This is a genomic window from Oceaniferula spumae (assembly GCF_042849255.1).
GTDB lineage: Bacteria > Verrucomicrobiota > Verrucomicrobiia > Verrucomicrobiales > Akkermansiaceae > Oceaniferula > Oceaniferula spumae.
On the sequence record NZ_AP026866.1, the window covers coordinates 862015 to 885495 of the forward strand.

Below are 23481 nucleotides of genomic sequence, written 5' to 3' on the forward strand. Positions count from 1 at the left end.
AGCAGTTTGCCTATGTCCTTTGAACTTAACCCACGACTCGCTGCAGGATCCTTTGATTTTGGCACGCATGGGAGGTGTCGAGTGCTGCTGAAAGACAATACTGTTTTCCCTTGGTTGATACTCGTTCCTGAAGTGGATGAGTCCATTACTGAACTCCATCAGTTAGAGGCTACCGACTACGCCTCGGTGATGTTCACCATCCGCCAGATTTCTGAATTTGTGGAAAATCATTTTGGTCCGGACAAACTCAACGTCGCTGCGATTGGCAACATTGTCAGCCAGCTTCACATACACATTGTTGCGCGCCACGAAACCGACCCTGCTTGGCCGGGTGTTGTCTGGGGCTGTGATGCCACAGAACCTTACGACAAAGAAACAGCCTTGGATATCCACGCCGCGTTTCAACGCCAGATTGTTTAGGCCCAAGCCTTGGAGCGCTCGACGGCTTTATCCCAGAGCTTGCGTTTCTCGATCAACTCACCGGCATCGATCTGAGGGCTATATCGTTTCTCCTCGCGCCACGTATGCGCCAGCTCATCACGGGACTCCCAGAACCCGACGCCGAGACCGGCTAAGGCAGCTGCTCCGAAGGCAGTAGTCTCGATAATTTCCGGCCTGACAATATCGCGCTGTATAATATCTGCCTGCGATTGCATCAGCACATCACTTACCACGGCACCGCCATCGACCCGCAGCTCTGAGATGTCAAGGCCCGTGTCTTTTTCCATACATTCGAGCAACTCCAGCGATTGAAAACAAACGGCATCAATCGCCGCTCGGCAGATGTGCTTTTTCTCCGTGCCCCGACTGATCCCCACCAGAACTCCTCGAGCATTCGGATCCCAGTGCGGAGCGCCAAGACCGGCAAAGGCGGGAACTAACACCACGCCATCGCTGTGCGTGCATTCGCTCGCTAACTGATCAATTTCCTGCACCTTGTTCACCAGCCCAAGCCCATCGCGCAACCATTGGAAAAGAGCCCCCGCGATGAATACACCACCTTCCAAGGCGTATTCCAGTTTTCCTCTAATCCTCCATGCCACAGTCGATAACAAATCATTCTCCGAGTCCACCACCTGATCCCCCGTGTGCGTCAACATGAAGCATCCGGTGCCATAAGTGTTCTTCGCCCTGCCTGGTTCATAACACGCCTGACCAAACAGCGCCGCTTGCTGATCGCCCGCCACCCCCGCGATGGCAACGTCTTGCCAACGACCAATTTCACCGCTGGAGTCGACGACTTCGGGCAGCATCGATTTCGGAACATTGAACAGGGCTAACAAATCGTCGTCCCAATCACCTTCATGAATATTGAACAACAGCGTCCTGCTGGCGTTGCTCGCATCGGTGACGTGTTTCTCTCCGTCGGTTAGATTCCAGACCAGCCAGCTGTCGATGGTTCCGAAACATAGCTCGCCCTGCTCTGCTCGATTTCTCGCCCCATCCACGTGGTCGAGGATCCACGCGACCTTGGTGGCGCTGAAATACGGATCGATCCGCAGACCGGTCTTTGCAGAAACAACAGCCTCTTCGCTCTTCATCTGCTGACAAACATCAGCCGTCCGCCGATCCTGCCAGACGATGGCATTGCAGATCGGCTTTCCGGTCGAGCGCTCCCACACCACCACAGTCTCCCGCTGATTGGTGATACCGATGCCTGCGAGGTCGCTAACTTCGGCACCGGCTTTTTTCATCACCGCCTCCATTGTCTTCAACTGCGACTGCCAGATCTCCTCGGCATCATGCTCTACCCATCCGGATTTGGGAAAATACTGGGTAAACTCCTGCTGACTCACTGCCACGATTTCCCCGTTGTGATCGAACAGAATGCTGCGGGAACTTGTCGTCCCCTGGTCGAGCGCCATGATGAACTTTGCCATGTCCTTTATCTAACCATCGGAACGGCTGTGATGCGATCTCTAAAGTAGGACAAGATTGCATCTTGTCGGTAAACTTGGTGAATAATCACCCCAAGCACGATGGGTTCACATAGCCTGCCGACAGCTTGCAAAGCTGTCCTACTTTAACCACTGCTCCACTGCGATGGGATCGTTTACAAATGCCCCATCACAGCCGATTTCGACCACACTCTCCAAATCCTCTTTTGTCTTCACGGTAAATGGGTAAACCTTGCCACCCAAGTCATGGATTTCATCAACAACGGCCTTTGTCGAAGCATCGTCAAACAACGCCAAACCAGGATTCCACGAAACCGCGCCAAGCTCTTCAAAAATCCCCACAGAATCACACACTAACTCTGGAGCATCCACCAGCACCGCCAGCGGCAAATCAGCCGCCAGTTCACGACACTCACGCAACTGCTTCCAGTCAAAACTCGAAACCACCACCTGCTGTAGAGGGTAACGTTCTAACACCTCCAACATCGGCCCGACCACACCAGCTCCCTTGATTTCCAAATTCAGCACCACCTCCTTGCCATCACACAAATCCAACAGCTCGGTTAAAAGCGGAACTTGCTCTCCTTTCCCAGCATCTAACTTGCGCAGATCCTCCAGCGAAATATCCGCCAGCCCCCCCGTTCCATTGGTCGTTCGATCCAACCTAACATCGTGCAGTAGGATGAGTTCCCCATCCACCAAATGCAAATCCGTTTCGATCATCTTGCACCCCAGCTCCAGCGCCCGACGGAATCCACGCATGGTATTTTCCGGCTCCAGCCCCATGCAGCCACGGTGGCCGATGGCGAGGAATTCCGATGTGTCTTGCTTGCATATCACGATGGACTATTCTGCTAGCAGATCAGCCAATATTCAAGCCCTCCATGGATCCTCGCAGCCCACTACTCGATCAAGCCCAGTCCGATGGCCCGTGGGATGTGTTGGTCATCGGTGGCGGCGCCAGCGGCCTAGCCACCGCATGGGACGCGGCAAGCCGTGGCTACCACACCGCCTTGATCGAGAAACACGACTTCGCCGAAGCCACCTCCAGCCGATCTACCAAGCTGATCCACGGCGGTGTCCGGTATTTGCAAAAAGGAGAAATCTCCCTCGTCCGCGAGGCACTGGCCGAGCGCAGTCGGCTACTGAAAAATGCCCCCGAGTTTTGCCACCCGCTCCGATTCGTCCTGCCGACCGATGCTCCATTGGCCCGCTACTACTACCGATTCGGCCTCTGGCTCTACGATCTCATGGCCGGAGACCAGAGCGTCCAACCCGCTGAACTCCTCAGCTCAGACGATGTTAGAAAAACGCTAGCCGGCTACAACGCCACCGACAATCGTGGCGGCGTGAGTTACACCGATGCCCAGTTCGACGACGCCGCTCTCGCCATCGCCATGGCCCAGTGTATCAACGCCTCCAGCAATGGTTTGGCGATTAACCACACCGAGGCGACCCGTTTCATCACCGAGAACGATCAAGTGCGTGGTGTCGAAGCACGTTGCACAGAAAGCGGTAAATCATGGTCGATGCTCGCCAAGGTCGTGATTAATGCCACCGGTATTTTCTCCGACGAAGTCCGCAAGGCCAACAGCACCTCCATCCAGTGGAAAATGCAAACCAGCCGCGGCTCTCACATTGTCTGCCCGGGCCATTTGTTAGAATCCGACCACGGCCTGATCATCCCAAAAACATCCGACGGCCGCATCCTCTTCGCCATCCCATGGCTCGGCCACACCCTCATCGGCACCACTGACGAACCAACTGATCAACCAGAGCTCGACCCGCAACCAAGCGAAGCCGAGTTAGATTTCCTCTTCAAAGAAGCCGGTCAAGCCTTCCATCTCGATCCCAACACCGTCACCAGCCAGTGGGCCGGCCTGCGCCCCCTAGTCAGTAAGGCCGGAGTCAGTAACACCGCCAAGCTCTCGCGTAAGCACATCGTCGAAATAGCACCCAACGGCTTGATCTCACTGTTAGGCGGTAAATGGACCACCTCCCGAGCCATGGCCGAGGACACCATCGATGCGGCGATCAAGCAGCAGATGCTCCCGCCAAAACCCTGCCGCACTGCCGACCTTAAACTCACCGATCACGGCGCACTCCCTCCGTTTCTCCAGCCGGACAAATCAGCCACTCCCGAGGAACTCGCCGCGATCGCTCGCAATGCTATCGAGACCACCTACGCCCGCAAGCCAGACGACGTTCTCAAGCGCCGACTCCGCATCGGCATGCTCAATGACCAGCTCGCCCAGCAATGGCAGCCTCACATCACCTCAGGCTTCGCCAGTCTCGAAAAATAATCCTGTTCATCCGTCTAATCCTGTCTAAAAAACCAGCACCATGGCCGTTCTCGATGTCACCAATCTCACCACCCGATTTCACACCCGCAACGGTATCGTGCGCGCGGTGGAAGACGTTTCCTTTTCTGTGGAAAAAGGCCAGACGGTTGGGATCGTCGGCGAGTCTGGGTCAGGCAAGTCGGTCACCTGCTACTCCTTGATCGGTCTGATCCCACAGCCTCCCGGAAAAATCCACGCCGGCAAGGCGATGTTCGGCGACATTGACCTGCTCCACACTCCAGAGAAAATGCTGCGCTCGATCCGTGGCAAACGCATCTCGATGATTTTCCAGGACCCCATGACCTCGCTGAATCCCTATCTCAAGATTGCCGACCAGCTCACCGAGCCCTTGACGATCCATGAAGGCATGAAAGGAAAACCCGCCCTGCACCGCGCCATCGATGCGCTTGCAGAAGTCGGCATCCCAGATCCTGAAAAACGCATCCAGTCCTACCCTCACGAATTTTCCGGCGGCATGCGCCAGCGTGTGATGATCGCCATGGCGCTGATCACCCGCCCCGAGCTGCTGATCTGCGACGAACCTACCACAGCCCTCGATGTCACCGTTCAGAAGCAGGTATTAGATTTGATTAAAGATCGTCAGGAAAAACTCGGCACCGCCGTGATTCTCATCACCCATGACCTCGCCGTGGTTCACCAGACCTGCGATGACGTCAACGTTATGTATGCCGGTAGAATCGTCGAGCGCGCTGAGACCAAAGACCTGTTCGCGAATCCCAAGCACGCCTACACCCGCGCGCTGATGAAGAGCATCCCCGCCACCCACGCCAAAGGCGAAACGCTTTACACCATCCCCGGCATTCCGCCCGATCTATCAGATCCACCTCCAGGCTGCGCCTTCCACGCCCGCAACACCCTCGGAAAAGCAGAACTCTGCAACACAGAAACGCCGCCCCCTCTGGTCGAAGTGGCACCCGCGCATTACGCGCAAAATTGTCCAGGCTGCTTGGCTTAACTGGCCGCCACAACAGAGGGATTATTTTTGGCCATAAGTATTGGGGCTGATTATTTCAGTCTCAAAATTCTCACTTCATTCCAGCCTTAGCTGTGCTATCAGTGTTATGAGCTTTGCTCGTAACATCATGAAAAATATTTCCAATGCTTTCATTGCCAGCACGGTCGTGCTTGGTGCCGTTGTTCTGTTTCAGTTCAAACAGAGCTCGGATTTGAAACAGCAGAACGAGGAACTCCAGTCAGCAGCGAACAGCCGATCCGCCAGTATCCATCTTCCCAACAGAGACGCGGAGACAAGATTCTCGAAACGCTCGAATAATTCAGACTCAGCGGCAGGTCAGACTCACAGCATCAGGCACCTGCTAGCCATCAGAAATCCCACCGAGCGTACCCAGGCACTGTTAGACTACGTGAAAAACCTCCCTGCCTCTGAAATTCCCGAAGCCATCGCGGAACTACGTCGCAGCACGCCGCACTGGGATCAGGAAGGAAAATTCTTCGCCCATATGCTGATTTCCAAGTGGGCTCGCCTGGATCCTGACGCCGCGCTCGCCAGCCTCAAAGAGATCGATATGAAACGCTACGGTGACGCGCCCTTCAGCGTCATCTCCTCCATCGCCTCACAAGATCCCCAACGCGCCATCACTTGGCTCAATGACGACCAAAACCCCTTCGCCAGCAACAAGTGGATGGGACAATTCCTCGCCGGCACCATTTCCAAGGAATGGGTAAAACAAGATCCGGAAGCAGCCCTCGAGTGGGCGCGTAATGTACCCAGCGATCAACGTATCGGTGCCCTAACAGGTGTTCTTGGCAGCATCGCCATGACCGATCCCCAAAGAGCCGCCAAGCTCGCCATGGAGATAGAAGGAGACGGTCGTGAACACGTGCTCGCCGACATCGCCCAGTCATGGGCAGCCAAAGACCCACGCGGCGCACTGGCATGGGTCGAGTCACTTTCTGATGATGAGCGTCCACGCGCACTCAATAACACCCTCGCCATCTGGGCTCGCACCGAGCCGAACGCCGCCGCTGAGTATGTTGCAATGAACCTCGACGCGGACAAGTCACACAAGCTCGTCAAATCCGTCACCGAAGCATGGGTGGCAAAAGCGCCCGACGAAGCCGCCAAATGGATTGCCACTCTACCTGTCGATGAAAAAGGGGCCAAAGCCATGAGCGACGCCATGTGGCACTGGACCAATAAAAACCCCAAAGACGCCGCCACCTGGCTCGCCGACCAGCCAGCCGGCCCGGTTCGAGACCAAGGCATCACCGGACTCGCCAAAGCCTCCTTCGAGTTCGACAAAGCCGCAGCCCTGTCATGGACGCGAGAAATTTCCGATCAGAAAACACGCAACTTCTCCACCGACATCGGCCTCAAAGCTTGGATCAAAGAAGACCCCCAAGCCGCCACCGCATGGGCCCGGGCAAATGGAGTCGCGATACCTGAAGAAAAGTAGGGCCAGTTTGCAACTTGCCGGCAAGCCGAGGAATAATCAATCCAAGCACGATGCACTCACCAAGTTTGCCGGCAAGTTACAAACTCGCCCTACTTTGAATAGCATTGCACATCGCTGCCTCCTCATTTATCAGCAGCCGTGTCCATTTTCATCACCGTCGTTCACATCGTCTCATGGATCGCATTTCTGGGATTGATCCCGCTGATCATCGCCGCGTTGTGGATTAAAAACCGGAGCTCTGTCCAGTGCTGGGTTCGGACCGTCAAGCAACCCGAGCGCTGGCTGCTCACCACCGTCATTGACGGCGATAGCGAAGACAATGCTCAACGCACGGCTCTGCAATTGCTTGTCGAGGACGCCAGGAACTGCGAATGGGATGCCGCCTGCGCCTACCGCAGACGCGATCAGAAAAACGGCCAATGGATCATCGGCCTCATATCTAACAACGAACCGGGAATCACCAATGGTGACACTGCATTCACTCGGCTCCCTGCCGGCACCTACCTGCGCGCATCCGGCACACCTCGCGATGAAGGTGTCACCGTCAAAGACAAAGTGAATGCATGGAGCCAGGCGAATGCGATCCCACTGGGCTCCGAAGTCTTCTCCCTGACAGCACAATCATTCCAATGTTGGGAATGGCCCATCACCGGCGAAGCAGAAACACCTAGCTGGATCACCCGCCTGATTGAAAAGATCTTCGAACTCCGCGACATCGCCTTTTACCCGCTCATTGTCACCCCGCTGACTATCGCCATGTTAGGCACTGGCAGCAGCTGGCTGTTCGGCATCGGTATCTTCACCGTGATCCTGCTATCCGGTGCGCACAAGTTCGTCTTCCTGCACCAGCGTGAGGACGCTACCCAAGAGCGTCATCTGCAGAATTATTGAGACAGAAATCTCGGTATTCCATCACCACAGCGGAATGATCGCAGCATCATATTCAGCCGCACTGGATCACCCTTGATTTCGTAATCTGAGAGTAGGAGTTGCACCATATCCCTCTCTGATTTCGCCACACGTCCATCCACCACAATCGCCATTGCCAAGACCTCTAACAGAATCCCTTGTTCGTCTTTCGTGTGACTGTCGAAATTCTTAAAAAACTCACGTCTATCATCCGCCAGAGTAGAAACCTCTACTCCTGTCTCCTGACGCATCCATTGCAACATTTTCAGATGATTTGGGTGCAGATCACGGCTTGCTGTAACACAGCTACCTACCGCCCGTTGAGCACTCGTGGCTAACGACTCGTTGGCACCACCTAACAATTCCGGAAGAGTCTCCAAAATTGCCGACGGCCCGATAGCCCTGACCCTTGCCTCGCGCAGCACCCAGAAACAGACCACCGCATTCCAAATCGCCGTCACCGGAATCGCGACGAACTCCAGCCACGCACGGGCAGCGCCGCGTAGAAAAATTTTCCTGATCAGCACCTTCGCCAAGGCATTGGTTACCAGGATTTTTCCTTTGTAGAGCAGCACCCCGGCTAACAGTTTCAGTTTGGACGCCTCACGGAACGGATTCACATAAGGATCTCGATCGGGAGGATTCGGCAACTCCATCGCCGCCCGCACCATGACTCCGGCCATGGCTGATCGCTCGTCGCCCTCAGGAAACAACTCCACGTCACATGCATTGGAAATTCGGTGCACCGCCCGCAGGGAATCGTAATACAAGAATCCCACCTCGATCACCGCTGCCAGACCAGACACCCCACCGAACAGCAGCCAGTAATTAATTTGATCGTCGGGAAACAACTGCTCGGCAAATACCGCCGCCACCGCCGCAGCGAGAGCCGAGAGCGCTCCCGCCAACCCCGCGCGAAACACCGTCCAGCGTACAATGTTTTTTAACTGTAACTGCTCCTCATCCGTCAGCACCCGCTGATCTTCCCAGCAGGCACCATCCGGACAGGTCGGTCCCATCCGACGCAAAATCGCATGACCCGCTTTCTCAAGCGGCCCGGTTTTACTTTCTACGATCTTGCTATCTTCAGACATTGATGATGACCGCGAAATACACTAACCACGTTAAAGGTTATTCGCTCCGTAATCGCGCGGAAGTCATCTCCCTTCTCGTGTAGTTAGCGTATTTCGCGGTAATTAATTTCCTCGCTTAGTTAATTGAAAACTCAGCCCCCAGCCAGCCCATAGTATCAATAAAACACATCCGCAATGCAAAGGCTTCCATGCCTGTGATATCAGATTTTTACTTGATAATAATCACAACGGCCTCAACTTGGGAAGTAATCCAACTCCAAACAACTATGAAATCCATACTTAAAATTACCCTCGCCGCAATCTTCAGTCTGTCCGCTATCAACGTCTACGCTGAAGACGACGCTAAGCCCGACGCTCCGGCCAAAGAGAAAGCTGACAAGCCGATGAAAACCGAACTAACCGGCACCTTCATGATGAAGAATGACAAGGTGAAGTTCAAAGGTGAAGACGGCAAAATGTATACTATCCTCAAAGCCGCAACGGAAGACGCCAAGAAGCACGTCGACAAGAAAGTCAAAGTCTCCTGCAAAGTGAAAACTAAAAAAGGCAAAGACGACAAGGACATGCACATCATCACCAAGATTCTCTCTGTCGAAGCTGCCGCTGCAGCCACTGAGTAGTTTTACTCATACTGACTAACATTTTAACAATCATACCGGAGCGTTTCGTGCGCTTCGGTATTTTTTTGTCAAAGTAGGACAGCTTTGCAAGCTGTCGGCAACCAAAGGAACCCTCTAGCCAAGGAAACACCAATACATACCCCCAACTTTACTTCACCTCCATCAGTTCCACATCAAACACCAAGGTTGCATTAGGAGGGATCGAAGAGCCAGCGCCCCTCGTCCCGTAACCCAGATCCGGAGGAATGGTAAATCGGTATTTCGCACCCACTCTCATCAGCTGCACGCCCTCCTGCCATCCTTTGATCACCATATTCAACGGAAACTCACTAGGCTTACCTTCAGGGGATTGATCAAATACATCACCTCCCTGAATCCAGCCACGGTAGGCCACTTTGACCGTATCCTTCGGCCCTGGTTTTTGCCCACTCCCCTCACGTAGCACTTGGTAAGTAAGACCACTCTCTGTGGTGACTGTGTCGGGCCTTTTGTTAGCTTGGTTGGAGCGTCTGCTAGAACGCGCCTCATGACGTGCACTTGAGTTTAGAGTGCCGGTCCGCTCAGCCTCGGCGATTCCACTTTTTTTATTCTTATCTACCTCTGATCCCTCTGGATCGGTGACGCGAGCTACTAGAAAAAAGCAGAGGGCAACTAGCCCCACAACGATCAGGGTCATCAAGATTTTGCGCGACACATTCAAAGCCGTTGATTGGTTTACTCTTTCTTATTTCGAGTTTGTGATTTCCTCCATATTGATCACCGCAAAGTCATCATGCATCCAGTCCACATTGGTTGTCGTAATCAGCTTCTGCGCCTGCTTTGGTAAAGCCGCCATCAGGGCATTCCTTCTGTTAGGGTCAAGCTCACCAAAAATATCATCCAGCAGATAAACCGGCAACCGCCCTCCTCGCTTTTGTAACATCTCGCCTTGAGCAAGTTTCAACGCCAGCGCCAATGTCCGCTGTTGTCCCTCACTGGCAAAATCATTCGCCGCCATGCCATTGATCGTCAGTCGCAACTCATCGCGATGCGGCCCCGCCACCGTCTGCCCCAGCCTGCGCTCACGCTCACGCGTCATTTCCAGACTCGCTGCTAGGTCATCACCAGAGCCGGCAATGTATTCCATCCCCACACGCTCATTGCAGGAACTCACCGCCGCCTGCGAAACTGAGGCCTCAGGCTCAAGTAGCGCAACCAATCTAACCCGCGACTCCGTAAGATAGTTTCCATGCTGCACTAACAGTCCACTGTAAGCCGCAATCTCAGCCTCCCGAGGCGACCGATCTTTCAACAGCAAATTCCGAGCCTTCAGCACCCGTTGGTAACGGTGCAAATGATCCCGATATGCCGGATCTAACTGACAGCCAAGAAAGTCAAGATAACGCTGCCGCACCTTCGCCGAGCCGCGCACTAGTTCCAGATCATCATTCCCCATCCACACCACCAGCCCACCACCACGCAGGTAATCCGACTGCTTCACCACCGCCTCATCATCCACCTTCATCGTCAGCCCCTTCCTCCCCGCAAAACGCACCTGCCGCTCAGACTCCCAGCATTCCCCCGCAATGCCAAATCCAGGTGTCTCCACCTTCACCATCCGCCCCATGCGCGAGCTACGCGGCGACTGCAACCGCACCAGCACACAAACCGCCTCCAGGATGGACGTCTTCCCCATCGCATTCGCCCCCACAAAAACAGCCCCCGCCCCCGGCACCTCCAGCGCCAAGGCATCAAAACACCGGAAATTTTGCAGTCGGAGCGAGGTGAGCACAAGCCGATGTTAAGTTTCAAAACCCAAACGCCAAATACCAAATTGAGGGAATGTTCAACCCTGCTTTTGAGGTTGATCCCTGTGGATCATGACATCAGCTAAGAAATTACGCGCGCTCCCCCCTCATAACACAATTGTTGCGGAAAGGCACAATGCAACACGCACGAAAACGGACACCTGCATCCGGTTTCTAATAACTCTCGTCTGCCCTTAGTCCATTTCCTCCTCGATGAAGTCCATGAGTAGGTCGATGAGTTCGTCCATGCCGGCTTCGAGCTCTTCTTCGATGGTCGCCAGGTGGTCGGCTTCGGTTTCGGTGTAGTCGTTGCGGTGCTCACTACGGGTGCCGCACCAGCGGCTGGCGTTCATGGCATCGACGACGATAGTGGAGCCGATGAGCTCAAAGGAGTTGATGATGCGCTGGTGCTCGATGCCGCTCTGCCAGAACTCGTGCAGGCAGTCCTCGCTCTGAAGAATTGGGACAGTTTCATAAATGTCCATCACTGCGCGTTCCTCACGGCTGAGGTCTCGTTCAGGGGCTTCGCTTTCGAGCTGATCGATGAGCACTTCAACTTCGTCCGGCCATTCAATGGGTTCCTGTGAAAACATGTTGAGTGGGGCATAGAATACGAAGGTTGGTTTTGCCAAGGAAAACCGTTGTGAGATTTTGATTTTTGAGTTTGGAGACGATGAGATGCCCCTTGATCAAGGGGGCTTGTGCGCTAGAATCCGATGCCATGACAGCACGTCGCCCGTCTCGTAAACCTATCTGCTGCCCTCTCTGGCTGTTGATTTCCTGCATTTTCGCGGTCTTCACGATCTCTCATACTGAGGCGCAGCAGTTTCAGGTGGGTTATGTCACCTACGTTGACAGGGGTGATCACATGGAGGTGGTTTCCGGTTATTACAATGTTAGTGGCCCCATCGTTATTCCATCAATTGTCCGTGGAAAACCGGTCACCAAAATTGGTGAAAACGCATTCAGGTTTTGGTCGCGCATGACATCAATTTCGATTCCCAACAGCGTTACAAGTATTGGTGAAGATGCCTTTGCTTCTTGTTCCAGTCTGGCCAGTATCACATTACCTTCTAGCTTGGAAACCATCGGCGACAGAGCCTTCTCCGGTTGCGTCATAATACCGACAGTTACCATTCCGGCGGCCACAGTAAACATTGGAGAGAGTGCCTTCGCATACTGCCTGCAACTATCCTCTATCACGGTAGATGCTGGAAACCCTGCCTACACAAGCGCCTCCGGTGTGTTATACAACTCCGATCTTTCCAGCTTGATCCTATACCCTCCGAGGAAGACCGGCTCCTTCATCATTCCCGGAACTGTCACCGAGATTGGCCCTCAGGCATTCTATGGGAATGAATCGCTTATCACAATCAACATCCCTGCTGGCATCACCAGTATCGGCACTGAAGCCTTTGGAAACTGTGACAATCTTACCTCGATTTCAGTGAATGCCGCCAATTCGAACTACGAAAGTATCGATGGAGTTCTCTTTAACGAAGCGCAAACGGAACTGGTTATCTACCCTGCTGGAAAGTCAGGCAACTACACGGTTCCTTCTAGTGTGACTCAAATCAACGCATCTGCATTCAGAGCATGCGAGAACCTCACATCTGTTACCCTGCCAGCCGGCCTTGATGTCATTGGCGACAGGGCCTTTTACACCTGCGAGCTCTTATCGAGCATCAACTTTCCAAGCGGACTTACAACAATCGGTCGATATGCCTTTTACTCGTGTTCAGCTCTGGGGAGCGTTGTTCTTCCCAGCTCTGTTACTACCGTTGATGACCGTGCCTTTTCAGACTGCACCGCTCTCACAGCTGTTACCATTCCTGCAACTGTGTCGATCTGGGGAGATGGTGTCTTTGCGTCCTGCACAGGCATCTCCAATCTAACGATAGGTGCTGGTGTAACTGAGATCCCCGAATCCATGTTCGAACATTGTTCAGGACTGACCAGCATCACCCTACCTGAGGGGCTCATCAGAATCAAAGCCAATGCATTTCGATACTGCACAGGTATCTCCACCGTCACTCTGCCTAGTAGTCTCGGTGTGATAGAGAGCTATGCCTTTTACCAATGCTATGGCCTCGGAAGCATCAATATCCCAAATGGTCTTGTCGGTATCGGTGATGGCGCGTTCTCATCATGCACGGGGCTTTCATCCATTGTCATTCCAGGGTCAGTCAGTAACCTTGGTCGAGAGGTATTCAAAAACTGCAGTAGTCTCAGCAGCGTAACCTTACCGAGCAATATTACCTCGCTCGCAGAAGGAACATTCGCAGACTGTACTGTTCTGACCGGCATCACACTCCCTCCAAACCTGACGAGCATAGGTGGTAATGCCTTTGACGACTGTTCGTCGCTCACAAGCATTGTCATTCCAAACGGAGTCACAAGTATCGGTGCTTATGCCTTCCAAGACTGTGATGAACTCACCAGCATCACACTTCCAGCCTCTCTTACTAAAATCGAGGGCTATCTATTTCATCGATGTGGCAAGCTGGCGAGCATCACTATCCCCGGTAATGTCACCAGCATCGGCAATCATTCTTTTTATAAGTGCACGAGCCTGACTAGCGTTTCCATTCCAGCCGGGGTCACTAGTATCGATACCAATGCTTTCTCTTACTGCGAATCTTTATCAAGCATCACCATTCCTTCTACCGTCACAAGTCTAGGCACATCCGTGTTTGAACGCTGTAGCGCCCTGACAACAGCTACCATATCAGCCAACATCACTACTCTTTCTGAGAGCACTTTCGAGAACTGTGGCAACCTCACAAACGTCACCTTACCGACAAGCCTCAACACCATCGATAACGAAGCTTTTAAAGGATGTTCGTCGCTTCAAAACATCACCCTACCTAACAGCATAACACAGATCAACCGATACGCTTTTTACGGTTGTATATCATTAGGTAGCATTGTCATCCCTGAGGGAGTCAGTGTCATTGCAGAATATTTATTTTACAACTGCAGCAGCCTGGCAAACGTCACGATACCGACCACGGTTACTAAAATCGAGCAATACGCATTTTACGGATGCTCCAGCCTCGTGAATATCGATATTCCGGAAGGTGTCGACACCATCGAACGGTCAGCGTTTTACAAATGTAATAATCTAGCCAGCATCACGCTACCCAACAGTCTCACCACACTTGGCGATGATGTGTTTCGAGACTGTACAAGCTTAACTAGTATCACTATTCCAGGTGGGGTCACCAGCTTGGGTGGTGGCATATTCAATGGCACCACAAGCCTGGGCACGATCACCCTCTCCGAAGGCATTACCAGCATCCCTGATTACGCATTTCAGAGCAACACGACTTTAACCACAGTCAATATAGCATCCACGGTCACATCAATAGGACAAAGAGCATTTAACGGATGCAGTAGCTTGGAAACGATCAACCTGCCCACCAACCTAACAAATATTGGTGAGTATGCGCTTGCGAATTGCACCTCACTAACAAGCATTTCGATACCCTCCAGGGTGCTTATCATCAGCAATGGTCTTCTATCTGGCTGCACAGCATTGACCAGTATGACCATCAATCAAGGTGTCACCAACATCGGCAACAGGGCATTCTATAATTGCAACGGCTTAACAACGATCGATATCCCCTCCAGCGTGACAACTGTTGATTACGAAGCTTTTTATTCATGCAGTAACCTAGACACGGTCACCCTCCAGGAAGGCATCACCAGCCTAGGAAACAGCGTGTTCAAGTACTGCACCAAACTTACAGCCATTGCGTTCCCGAGTTCACTCACCAGCCTTGGCCATTCATGTTTCCAATATTGTGATGCCTTGACCGCTATCAGTATTCCAGGCTCCATCAAAGATCTACCAAACAATGTTTTCAACAATTGTAATGCCCTAACACAGGTCACGCTGCAGGCAGGTGTTAAAAATATTGGGAACGGGGCATTCGCCTATTGCGATGAACTCGTTACCGTCACAACGCAGCCAGGCTTGGAAACGATCGGTGAGGACGCTTTTTATTCCTGTCAGATGCTTAGTTCGGTCACTTTGTCAGCTGGTTTGATCAGCATCGGTGAAGAGGCATTTTATAACTGCCGTGCATTAACCTCCATAACGATACCCGCTGGTACAACTAGCCTCGGTTCTGAGTGTTTTGAAAGTTGTGTAGAACTAGTGAGCATCACCCTACCTGATGGCATTTCATTGAATGGCAGCTCACATTTCAGATATTGCAGTAAACTGGCAAACGTCATTACATCCTCGGGCCTGAATAGTATTCCCGACTTTCTATTTTACAACTGCACCAGCTTGACTTCGGTGACCTTGGCCTCTGGTTTGACCACCATAGGCAGTGCTGCATTTCAAGGATGTTCCGCATTAGCCTCTATCACATTCCCCGACACTCTGACAACAATTGGCAACAGTGCGTTTTATAATTGCACCATGCTAACTAGTCTTGAGTTCCCTGCATCCCTACGGGAAATAGGAAACGGTGCTTTCTACTACTGCACAGGTCTGAGTTCGGTCACTTTATCGCCGGGAGTCACCAGCATCGAAACTAACGCCTTTAGGAATTGCAGCTCACTAACTGCCATCACATTACCCTCAAGCGTCACTCATCTGGGAAACAATGTTTTCAATAGCTGCACCAGTCTGACTAGCGCCACCTTGTCGGGAACAATCACATCGATGGGCTCTGGACTGTTCGAAGGATGTAGCAAATTGGCATCCATTACCTTCGGAGAAGGTATTACCGCGATACCCGCTAACATCTGCACAAGCTGCGTTTCTATCACTACAATCAATCTCCCAAGCACCCTCACAAGCATTGGTGATTACGCCTTCCAAAACAACACCAGCCTGACCACGATCAACCTTGCCTCTACTGTGGAAAGTATAGGTTATGCCGCGTTCTCTGGCTGCAGTTCGCTTACAGACGTAACCTTGCCTGAGAATCTCACCGTTCTGGGGAAATATGCTTTTTTCGGCTGCACAGAAATTACGACGATCCATATACCAGCGGGGCTCGAAACAATTGATTCCTATACCTTTTATGGCTGTAGTAAGCTCGATTCGCTCACGTTCGAGGAGGGTTTGATTTCGATCAAGGACAATGCATTTAGAGATTGTACATCGATCACCAACCTCTCCCTCCCCTCTACGGTCGCCGAATTAGGACACTCAACATTTTCCAGATGCACGAGCCTAACAACGATCGCCATCCCAGAAGCCGTGACTGTCATCAGCAATTCTCTGTTTTCCTATTGCTCCGCATTAACCTCCGTAACAATGGGTAGCAATGTCTCAGAAATCCAGGCAGATGCATTTTCAGATTGCACCAGTTTAGCCGGTATTTCGCTGCCTAGTACAATCACATCCATTGGAGAAGACGCATTTCATAGCTGCAGCTCACTACTTACCATCACCATCCCCGAAGGCGTTAGCTCCATCAGCAAACGTATGTTTGGAGAATGTGCAAAACTGACTAGCATAACACTTCCGGGGCAACTCGTCAGTATTGAAGACTTCGCGCTCAGTGGCTGCGCGGCACTCACCAGTATAGACCTCCCCGACACTCTGGAAACCATATCTCGAGACGCTTTCACCAGATGCACAAGTCTAACCAGCGTCGCTCTGCCACCACTACTAACTAAAATCGAATCCTATACTTTTTCCGGCTGCAGTTCACTAACTCAGATCACCTTGCCTGATAATCTGACGATGATTGATTTCTATGCATTTTCAGGCTGCTCGTCGTTAACACAGATCGCACTACCAGAAGGCCTTACATCGTTAGGCTCAAATGCATTTGCTTACTGCAGTTCATTAGCGAATATCAGCCTGCCTAACAGCTTGGAAACGATTGGCCCAAACGCGTTTTCAGGTTGCTCTTCATTAGCGAACATTCACCTTCCAGAAGGAGTGAACAGCATTGGATATTCTGCTTTCACGTATTGTACTTCTCTAACAAACATCGTGATACCAAACGCTGTAACAATCATTGAATATGGCACTTTTTCAGGGTGCTCCGCGTTACAAAGTGTTCAGTTACCTTCACATGTTAACAAAATAGAATCACAGGCTTTTTCGAATTGCACTGTGCTACAGGAGATCGTCTTCCCAGCGTCGCTGAGTTCCCTAGACTGGTCATTCTGGCAGTGCACCTCATTGACCAGCGCCACGTTTCTGGGTGATGCGCCAACGGCTAGCACTTACACATTTTCTAATCCCCATGAAGATTTCACCATCTATTTCCTAGCCAGTAAAACGGGGTACAGCGAGCCCACATGGATCGGGCATCCGTCACAGAGTATTGATGATACCACCTATCCGGCTGCGCCGTGGTTACTGACACATCAATTTGATTACACCACCGATCTCAATCAAGATCTCAATGGAGATGGCATCACTCTTCTGATGGCCTATGCCTTGAATCTGGACCCTAGCAAACAGCTCGGAGATGCTATGCCGCAGGCGAAAATTGACGGTTCGTCCTTGAAGATGGACTTCCATGCTGTCAGCGCTGGTGTGACTTATTTGGTGCAAACCAGTAAGGATCTCGTCCAATGGGAATCCACTGGCGTGACCATTTCAGCTGCCGATGCTGACGGTATCAAAACCGCCTCGATCGACGCGACCGATGAATGCGGCTTCTTGCGCTTGGTTGTGACTGAGGATTAGATTGATTCTGCCCAGAATGACTATGGTCGCTGCCCGCCGTGGAAGACTCTATTTGCTTTTCTAGCCTTTCGTCACCTTGGTGATTTTACCTTTTTCGACGGCGAAGTTATAGCGGTCGGGACGAAGGTCGGTGGTGGCTGGGCGCGGTTGACCATCGACCATGATCACGCGGAAGTCGATTTTATGCTGCTCGGCGAGGGTCTTGGCTTTTTCCAAAGTAAGACCCACGAAGTCATCGGGCTTGGGAGCTTCGTCAGATGGCGCGGTGTATACCAATTTGCTGTCCTTAGTGACTGTTTCCACGTCCTTCTCATCGATGGCGGTGTATCCCTCGCCCCAACTCCAGCTGCGTCCTACCAAGTAGATTTTCCGAGGTAGGTCAGCGAGGCTTTTTTTGATCGTCGCCTTTGCGGTGACATCAGTAATAGCAGCGGCATGAATACCGGAGCCATGGGCAGCATGACAGATGACGAGGAGCTTCCCGTCTTTTTCGTGCATGCTGGCAATGTGGACTTTCCAACCCGGATCAGGCACTTTGATTTTGACGCTGACTTCAGCTTTGGCTTCTTCGTCTGCACTGGCCGCGTGAAGGCCAAACAGCATGATAGATAGGGCGACGGCGGAGGTAATGATTTTTTTCATACCTCCAATATGGCATCGAAATGCTCGGTGCGTTAGTAAAAATTTGGGATCTGTTTCTAGCCTACGCACAGGTAGGGTAGATTGGCCTCGATCTTCCTTGTTCGGCTGGTTGCTACATCGACAGGGTGGATGATATCGATGCTGTTGGATCGGATTTTTGGTGGGCCCAAGCTGTTCGCTTCGATCCGGCAGATTGAGGCCAATCTGCCCTACCGAGCTACGTGCGATCCGCTCTGTCTTTGGCTCGCCTTACTTTTTCTTGAGCAAGCTTTTGCCGGTCATCTCTGCGGACGGTTTGACTTTCATTATGTCTAACAAGGTCGGGGCGATGTCGGCTAGGATACCGTCGTTGACAGTGTATTTTTCGTGATCGTCAGCGACATAAATCGCGTGCACCAGATTGGTGGTGTGAGCGGTGTGCGGGGATCCGTCCGGGTTGATCATTTTTTCGCAGTTACCGTGGTCGGCGGTGATGATGAGTTTTCCTCCGAGACGCAGAGTTTCTTCGACGACGCGACGGACGCCTTCATCGATAGTTTCGCAGGCTTTGACGGCGGCCTCGACGATACCGGTATGACCAACCATGTCAGGGTTTGCGAAGTTGAGGATAACCATATCGTAGTTCTTCAGCTGCTCCACAACCTTGTCCATGACTTCGGGTGCACTCATCTCAGGTTGGAGATCGTAAGTGGCGACTTTTGGCGATGGTACGATGTAGCGGTCTTCGCCTTTGTTCGGCTTTTCTTTTCCGCCGTTGAAGAAGTAAGTGACGTGCGGATATTTCTCGGTCTCAGCGATACGCATTTGCGTTTTGCCGGCCTTGGCAACGACCTCGCCTAAGACATTCTTGAGGTTCTCAGGTTTGAAAACGACGGGCACTTTGTAGGTTTCATCATACTCAGTGAGAGTGACGTAGTGAACATTCGGACGGCGGCCGGTTTTGAATCCGGTGAAGCGCGGCTTGGTGAGGAAAGCTTCGGAAAGCTGACGTGCGCGGTCGGCGCGGAAGTTAAACCAGAGCACAACATCGCCATCGTTGACGCGTTTGGTGTTGTGTTTGAAAAAGGTCATGGGCAGCAGGAACTCATCGGTCTTTTCCTGCTCATACATTTCTGCCACGGCTTCGCTGGCGAGGATATCCTTGCTGACGCCTTTGCCGTAAACAATCGCGTCCCATGCGATCTTGGTGCGGTCCCAGCGTTTGTCGCGGTCCATGGCATAGTAGCGACCAATGACGGTGACGATGCGTGCTCCATACTTGGCGAGTTCATCCTCGACATAGCTGAGGTAGCCAGCTCCGGCAGTAGGTGAGGTGTCGCGTCCATCGGTGATGGCGTGCACGTAAATCTCTTCAACGCCGCTCTCACGAGCCATTCTAGCCATGGCAATGAGCTGATCCTGATGCGAGTGCACGCCGCCGTCTGAAACGAGGCCGATGAAGTGCAGCACTTTGCCTTTTTTCGCCTTATTGAAAGCGGTCTTCAGCACGCGGTTCTGAGCGATGTCGCCGTCCTCGATGGATTTGTTGATTCTGGTGAGATCTTGATAGACCACGCGTCCAGCACCCAGATTCAGGTGACCGACTTCCGAGTTACCCATTTGTCCGTTAGGCAGACCCACATCAAGGCCGGATGCGCTGACGAATCCCTTGGGATAGGTTTTTAAAAGCTGATCATGAAAAGGAGTCTTCGCTAGTAGAGTGGAGTTCCCCTCTTTTTTAGCGGTTTTCTTACCTCCGGGATTTACACCCCAGCCGTCGCGAATGATGAGCACTGTCGGTTTTTTGTCTGCCATGGCGGGCTTGTTTTAGCTCAGCGCGGCCAAATTCCAATGACGAATCCTTGAAAAGTAATGCATGATCTGCCCACCTTCCGCCATGCCAGCTCTGATCACGGACAACCCCACGGTGTGGATGCTGGCAGCTGTGGCTGCATTTTGCATCGGGGTTTCGAAGGCGGGGTTCTCCGGCATCTCGCTGATCTCAGTCTTCATCCTCGCGGATGTGTTTGGGGCCAAGGAATCCCTGGGCTTTGCTCTCCCGATGTTAATCATCGCTGATTTACTGGTTTACCCGGCATTTCGCAAATACGCCTCATGGAAATCCGTCTGGTTACTCACTTGGCCGGCACTGATCGGTATGGGCCTGGGTGTCTGGGTGCTGGACAGCGTGGATAATGACGCGATGCGAAAGATCATCGGTGCGATCATTCTGTTGATGGTATCGCTTCAGTTGTTAGGTCGATTCAATCCGGACGGATTTTACAAACTGGCGTTAACGCGAAAATTTGGGTTCTTCTTCGGCGCGACGGGTGGCATCGCCACTGTGTTAGCCAATGCGGCGGGACCGATCATGCAAATTTACATGCTCTCCAGACGCATGGACAAGATGGAGCTAATCGGTGTGGGTGCGCGGTTTTTCCTAGCGATCAATTTCCTGAAACTGCCTCTCGGTGCAGGGCTGAATCTGATCACACCCTCCACTTTGTTAGCCAACCTGATGCTCGCCCCCGCGATTGCCTTGGGAGTATTTGGCGGCAAGAAAGTGCTAGTGAAAATCCCTCAGCGCGCATTCGAGGCCACTGTGGTGGTGTTCGCGGTGATCGCGGGGATCAAGCTGTGCTTTTTCTAACAATAAAACCCAAGCAAACATTCGCAGGGTTCACGGTCAGTCTTGAATCACCTCGAACTTATCAAAGAAGCGGGTGAAGGCATCTGGAAATCTTTCTCTCAGCTCGGCTTCGTAGGCAGAAGGGTCTGACAAAATGACTGGACCGTCGGGGCCTTCGAGACGCTCTAACACGACATCGTCGGGCACCGTCGCCTCCCAGTAATGAGGCCAAGAAAAGGTGGCGACATAGCCATCTCTCCGAAGCACCATCGTCTCACCGCTTTTTCCTGCATAGGCAGTGGTGGAGATTACTGTATGAGCGTCTCTGGTTTCCAGAAGGTTTCGGCCTGCCATTTTCGACTGTCCCTCGCTCGAGACTCCTAACAGGTGGAGAATGGTCGGCATGACATCGAGGTGGCTGGCTTGTTGATGCTCTGGTCCCCGGCCCATCGACTTCGGCCACTTGATCAGCAGTGGCACGTGGGTTTGCTCCGGCTGCAACGAGGAACAATGGCACCAACTCCCCTGCTCCTGAAATTCCTCACCATGGTCACCGGTGATTATGATGACAGCATTGTCGTAGCGTCCTTCTTTTTTAAGAAACTCGCAGAACTCTTTGATCTGATGATCGACCCAAGCGACCGAGTTCCAATAGCGGTGCACATATCGCTGCACCTGATCTTCGGTGGGGTTAAAGGGAAATCGGATATCGTGTTCGTAATCGTCGAAGGGTGGCTTGAAATCTTCGTGCCAGTAGTAGTTGTAGTGTGGTGAGTCGAGGGCGGTGAAATAGAAGCCGGATCCCTCAGATCGAGATTGCACCGCTCCACGCAATTGCGCGAATGTCTCCACTTCTCGCTCTGGGATATTCATGTCGCCGAAGTCGGTGCCGCGCTCGGTATCCTCCCAGATATTTGCCAACGAGTGCCCTCCACCAAAGTTCAACAGACCAAAGTCCTTGTAACCGAGATCACAGACAGCACGGACCTGAATCTCGTAACCCGACTTTTTCATCCACTGCAGGGCGGGTGCTCCCATATAATTCATCCGATCGTCAACATCCTCTAACGCACCACGCCAAAACACCGGCACCTGGCTGTGGAAGAAACCATACCATGAAAGGTGGGTGGCATTGGACGTCGACCATGTTTGGCCCAGTGGCTGGCACTCCTCCTGAAGCATCTTCCAGAGATACGGGGTGACTTTTTCGCTCATGGCATCGGCGCGAGCGCTCTCGATCATGAAGATGTAGACATCCGGCTTTACTGCTGCGGGGCTAGCCGATTCGTTTTCCAGACCGGTTTCTGGCTTGTAAAAACTAACAGCATAATGCCCCACCCCTTTCGGAGGGCTGAAGATTCCGAGATTGAGATCGAAGAGCTTGTGCTCGGCTTGCCAGGTGGCCGTGCTTTTCCACTTCGATCCGATGCCCTGTTCGGCAACCACCCCACCCCAGCAGAGTAGCGAAATCAAGAGAGCCGCACCGACGGAAATTTTCATATCCCAGCGTTTGGAAAGGGCCCACGCCGCCCAAGACAAACCCAAGGCCGAGGCAACAAGCCCCACCAAGAGCAAAATAGCCCCCACCGGACCAACATCAAGGCCGCTCGCAGCCAGTTCCACCGCTGGATTAAAGTCACCCGAGGCCGTGAGGCCGTTGACAAACTCGATAAAACGACGCCCTAAAGCCACACCCATCCATTGGTCAGAAATTACGATCAACGGAGCCAAGCTCAGTGCCACCCATGGGGCCCAGCGGAAATACTTCGGAGCAGCACGCATGGTCAGTTCGCTCAGCAGGTAGAGCACCCCCGCAATGGTGCCGCTCATCAGGAGCCGACCAATCATCGCGCTGACTTTCGCCCCCATACTGACATCAAGGCCGAGAATAAGAATCACGTTATTGGCTGCAATAACGAGAAAAAGAAGGATGAAAAAGACTGCATTCAGGCGGCTGCGTTCGCGAAGCCATGCGATAAAATCAGCAAAATCCGGCCAATCACGATTTGTTTTATCCTTGAGAGCAAAGGCGAGGATCAAACCCAGCAGCAGAATACCGCCGACGAGATAGATAAAATAATCGTGCAGAGCTTCGCTTACTACTGCGTGTAAACCGGCGGCACACAACAAAACAGTCACCAAGGTCAGAGCTGTGTCCCTATTTCCCAGCAGCCACTTACAAAAACGCCACCAGTAACCACCTATAATCCCCCCCAAGGTGCAAAGTCCGGTGGCGATCAGCAGATTGAACCCGAAGTTGCCGGGGCCGTGGCGCATGGGGATCTGCATGGCACCTATTTCCCAGGAACCGAAAAACGGCACCATGGCACACAGAATCCCACCCAACCAAGCCAGCAGGTGCTGCCAGTGGAAGCGTTGTTCTTTCTTTCGTGAGTTACCTAGGTGCATTGCGGATTCGCCTTAGCAAGAGTCAGTCAGCTTGGCAAGTCTGTCATGACTGACTAAAATACAC

At 52.5% G+C, this 23481-nt stretch carries 17 protein-coding genes; 8 read left to right on the forward strand and 9 right to left on the reverse strand.

Features of this window, described 5'->3' with window-relative positions:
• Positions 1 to 12: 12 nt before the first annotated feature.
• Positions 13 to 420: an HIT family protein gene (locus ACSPJT_RS03725; RefSeq protein ID WP_435895025.1), complete on the forward strand. Its 408-nt coding sequence runs from the start codon at positions 13 to 15 to the stop codon at positions 418 to 420.
• On the opposite strand, the gene glpK is transcribed toward ACSPJT_RS03725, so the two are convergent.
• Both glpK and ACSPJT_RS03735 read right to left on the reverse strand, forming a co-directional pair.
• Positions 417 to 1880 carry a glycerol kinase GlpK gene (glpK, locus tag ACSPJT_RS03730; protein WP_435895026.1) on the reverse strand — a complete coding sequence of 488 codons (1464 nt, stop codon included), beginning with the start codon at positions 1878 to 1880 and terminating at the stop codon, positions 417 to 419. The genes ACSPJT_RS03725 and glpK overlap by 4 nt on opposite strands.
• Before the next feature lie 138 nt (positions 1881 to 2018).
• A complete protein-coding gene (locus ACSPJT_RS03735) occupies positions 2019 to 2738 on the reverse strand; it encodes a glycerophosphodiester phosphodiesterase (protein ID WP_435895027.1) in 720 nt (239 codons plus the stop codon).
• A 44-nt stretch (positions 2739 to 2782) separates the two neighbouring features.
• Here ACSPJT_RS03735 and ACSPJT_RS03740 point away from each other — a divergent pair, with 44 nt between their 5' ends.
• The 4 genes from ACSPJT_RS03740 (at position 2783) to ACSPJT_RS03755 (ending at position 7569) form a co-directional block, all read left to right on the forward strand.
• Complete coding sequence (locus ACSPJT_RS03740; protein WP_435895028.1) at positions 2783 to 4201, forward strand: FAD-dependent oxidoreductase; 1419 nt, start codon at positions 2783 to 2785, stop codon at positions 4199 to 4201.
• A 40-nt stretch (positions 4202 to 4241) separates the two neighbouring features.
• On the forward strand, positions 4242 to 5216 hold the full coding sequence (locus ACSPJT_RS03745) for an ABC transporter ATP-binding protein (RefSeq protein WP_435895029.1): 975 nt from the start codon (positions 4242 to 4244) through the stop codon (positions 5214 to 5216).
• A gap of 127 nt (positions 5217 to 5343) precedes the next feature.
• Positions 5344 to 6678 (forward strand): hypothetical protein, encoded by a 1335-nt coding sequence (locus ACSPJT_RS03750; protein ID WP_435895030.1) that lies wholly within the window; start codon positions 5344 to 5346, stop codon positions 6676 to 6678.
• Between the two features lie 138 nt (positions 6679 to 6816).
• Entirely contained in the window at positions 6817 to 7569 is a 753-nt protein-coding gene (locus ACSPJT_RS03755; protein ID WP_435895031.1) for a hypothetical protein, read from the forward strand.
• On the opposite strand, the gene ACSPJT_RS03760 is transcribed toward ACSPJT_RS03755, so the two are convergent.
• Positions 7563 to 8681: an LBF_2804 family protein gene (locus tag ACSPJT_RS03760; RefSeq protein ID WP_435895032.1), complete on the reverse strand. Its 1119-nt coding sequence runs from the start codon at positions 8679 to 8681 to the stop codon at positions 7563 to 7565. The genes ACSPJT_RS03755 and ACSPJT_RS03760 overlap by 7 nt on opposite strands.
• 266 nt (positions 8682 to 8947) lie before the next feature.
• Here ACSPJT_RS03760 and ACSPJT_RS03765 point away from each other — a divergent pair, with 266 nt between their 5' ends.
• Entirely contained in the window at positions 8948 to 9301 is a 354-nt protein-coding gene (locus ACSPJT_RS03765) for a hypothetical protein (RefSeq protein ID WP_435895033.1), read from the forward strand.
• Positions 9302 to 9449: 148 nt separating this feature from the next.
• Here ACSPJT_RS03765 and ACSPJT_RS03770 read toward each other — a convergent pair whose 3' ends face one another.
• The 3 genes from ACSPJT_RS03770 to ACSPJT_RS03780 all read right to left on the reverse strand — a co-directional run bounded on the left by ACSPJT_RS03770 (position 9450) and on the right by ACSPJT_RS03780 (position 11681).
• On the reverse strand, positions 9450 to 9995 hold the full coding sequence (locus ACSPJT_RS03770; protein WP_435895034.1) for an FKBP-type peptidyl-prolyl cis-trans isomerase: 546 nt from the start codon (positions 9993 to 9995) through the stop codon (positions 9450 to 9452).
• 30 nt (positions 9996 to 10025) lie between these two features.
• The gene (recF, locus tag ACSPJT_RS03775; protein ID WP_435895035.1) at positions 10026 to 11072 is read right to left on the reverse strand and encodes a DNA replication/repair protein RecF; all 1047 of its coding nucleotides are present in this window, start codon (positions 11070 to 11072) and stop codon (positions 10026 to 10028) included.
• Positions 11073 to 11282: 210 nt separating this feature from the next.
• On the reverse strand, positions 11283 to 11681 hold the full coding sequence (locus tag ACSPJT_RS03780) for a hypothetical protein (protein ID WP_435895036.1): 399 nt from the start codon (positions 11679 to 11681) through the stop codon (positions 11283 to 11285).
• 128 nt (positions 11682 to 11809) lie between these two features.
• Between ACSPJT_RS03780 and ACSPJT_RS03785 the strand changes: the two genes are divergently transcribed.
• Positions 11810 to 17758, forward strand: a complete 5949-nt coding sequence (locus ACSPJT_RS03785; protein ID WP_435895037.1) for a leucine-rich repeat domain-containing protein — start codon at positions 11810 to 11812, stop codon at positions 17756 to 17758.
• Positions 17759 to 17818: 60 nt separating this feature from the next.
• Here the strand turns inward: ACSPJT_RS03785 and ACSPJT_RS03790 are convergent, their stop codons facing one another.
• Positions 17819 to 18400, reverse strand: a complete 582-nt coding sequence (locus ACSPJT_RS03790; RefSeq protein ID WP_435895038.1) for a hypothetical protein — start codon at positions 18398 to 18400, stop codon at positions 17819 to 17821.
• Between the two features lie 249 nt (positions 18401 to 18649).
• On the reverse strand, positions 18650 to 20194 hold the full coding sequence (gpmI, locus tag ACSPJT_RS03795; protein WP_435895039.1) for a 2,3-bisphosphoglycerate-independent phosphoglycerate mutase: 1545 nt from the start codon (positions 20192 to 20194) through the stop codon (positions 18650 to 18652).
• 61 nt (positions 20195 to 20255) lie between these two features.
• Here gpmI and ACSPJT_RS03800 point away from each other — a divergent pair, with 61 nt between their 5' ends.
• Positions 20256 to 21029: a TSUP family transporter gene (locus ACSPJT_RS03800; protein WP_435895040.1), complete on the forward strand. Its 774-nt coding sequence runs from the start codon at positions 20256 to 20258 to the stop codon at positions 21027 to 21029.
• Positions 21030 to 21065: 36 nt separating this feature from the next.
• On the opposite strand, the gene ACSPJT_RS03805 is transcribed toward ACSPJT_RS03800, so the two are convergent.
• Positions 21066 to 23417 carry a sulfatase-like hydrolase/transferase gene (locus ACSPJT_RS03805; protein ID WP_435895041.1) on the reverse strand — a complete coding sequence of 784 codons (2352 nt, stop codon included), beginning with the start codon at positions 23415 to 23417 and terminating at the stop codon, positions 21066 to 21068.
• Positions 23418 to 23481: the final 64 nt, after the last annotated feature.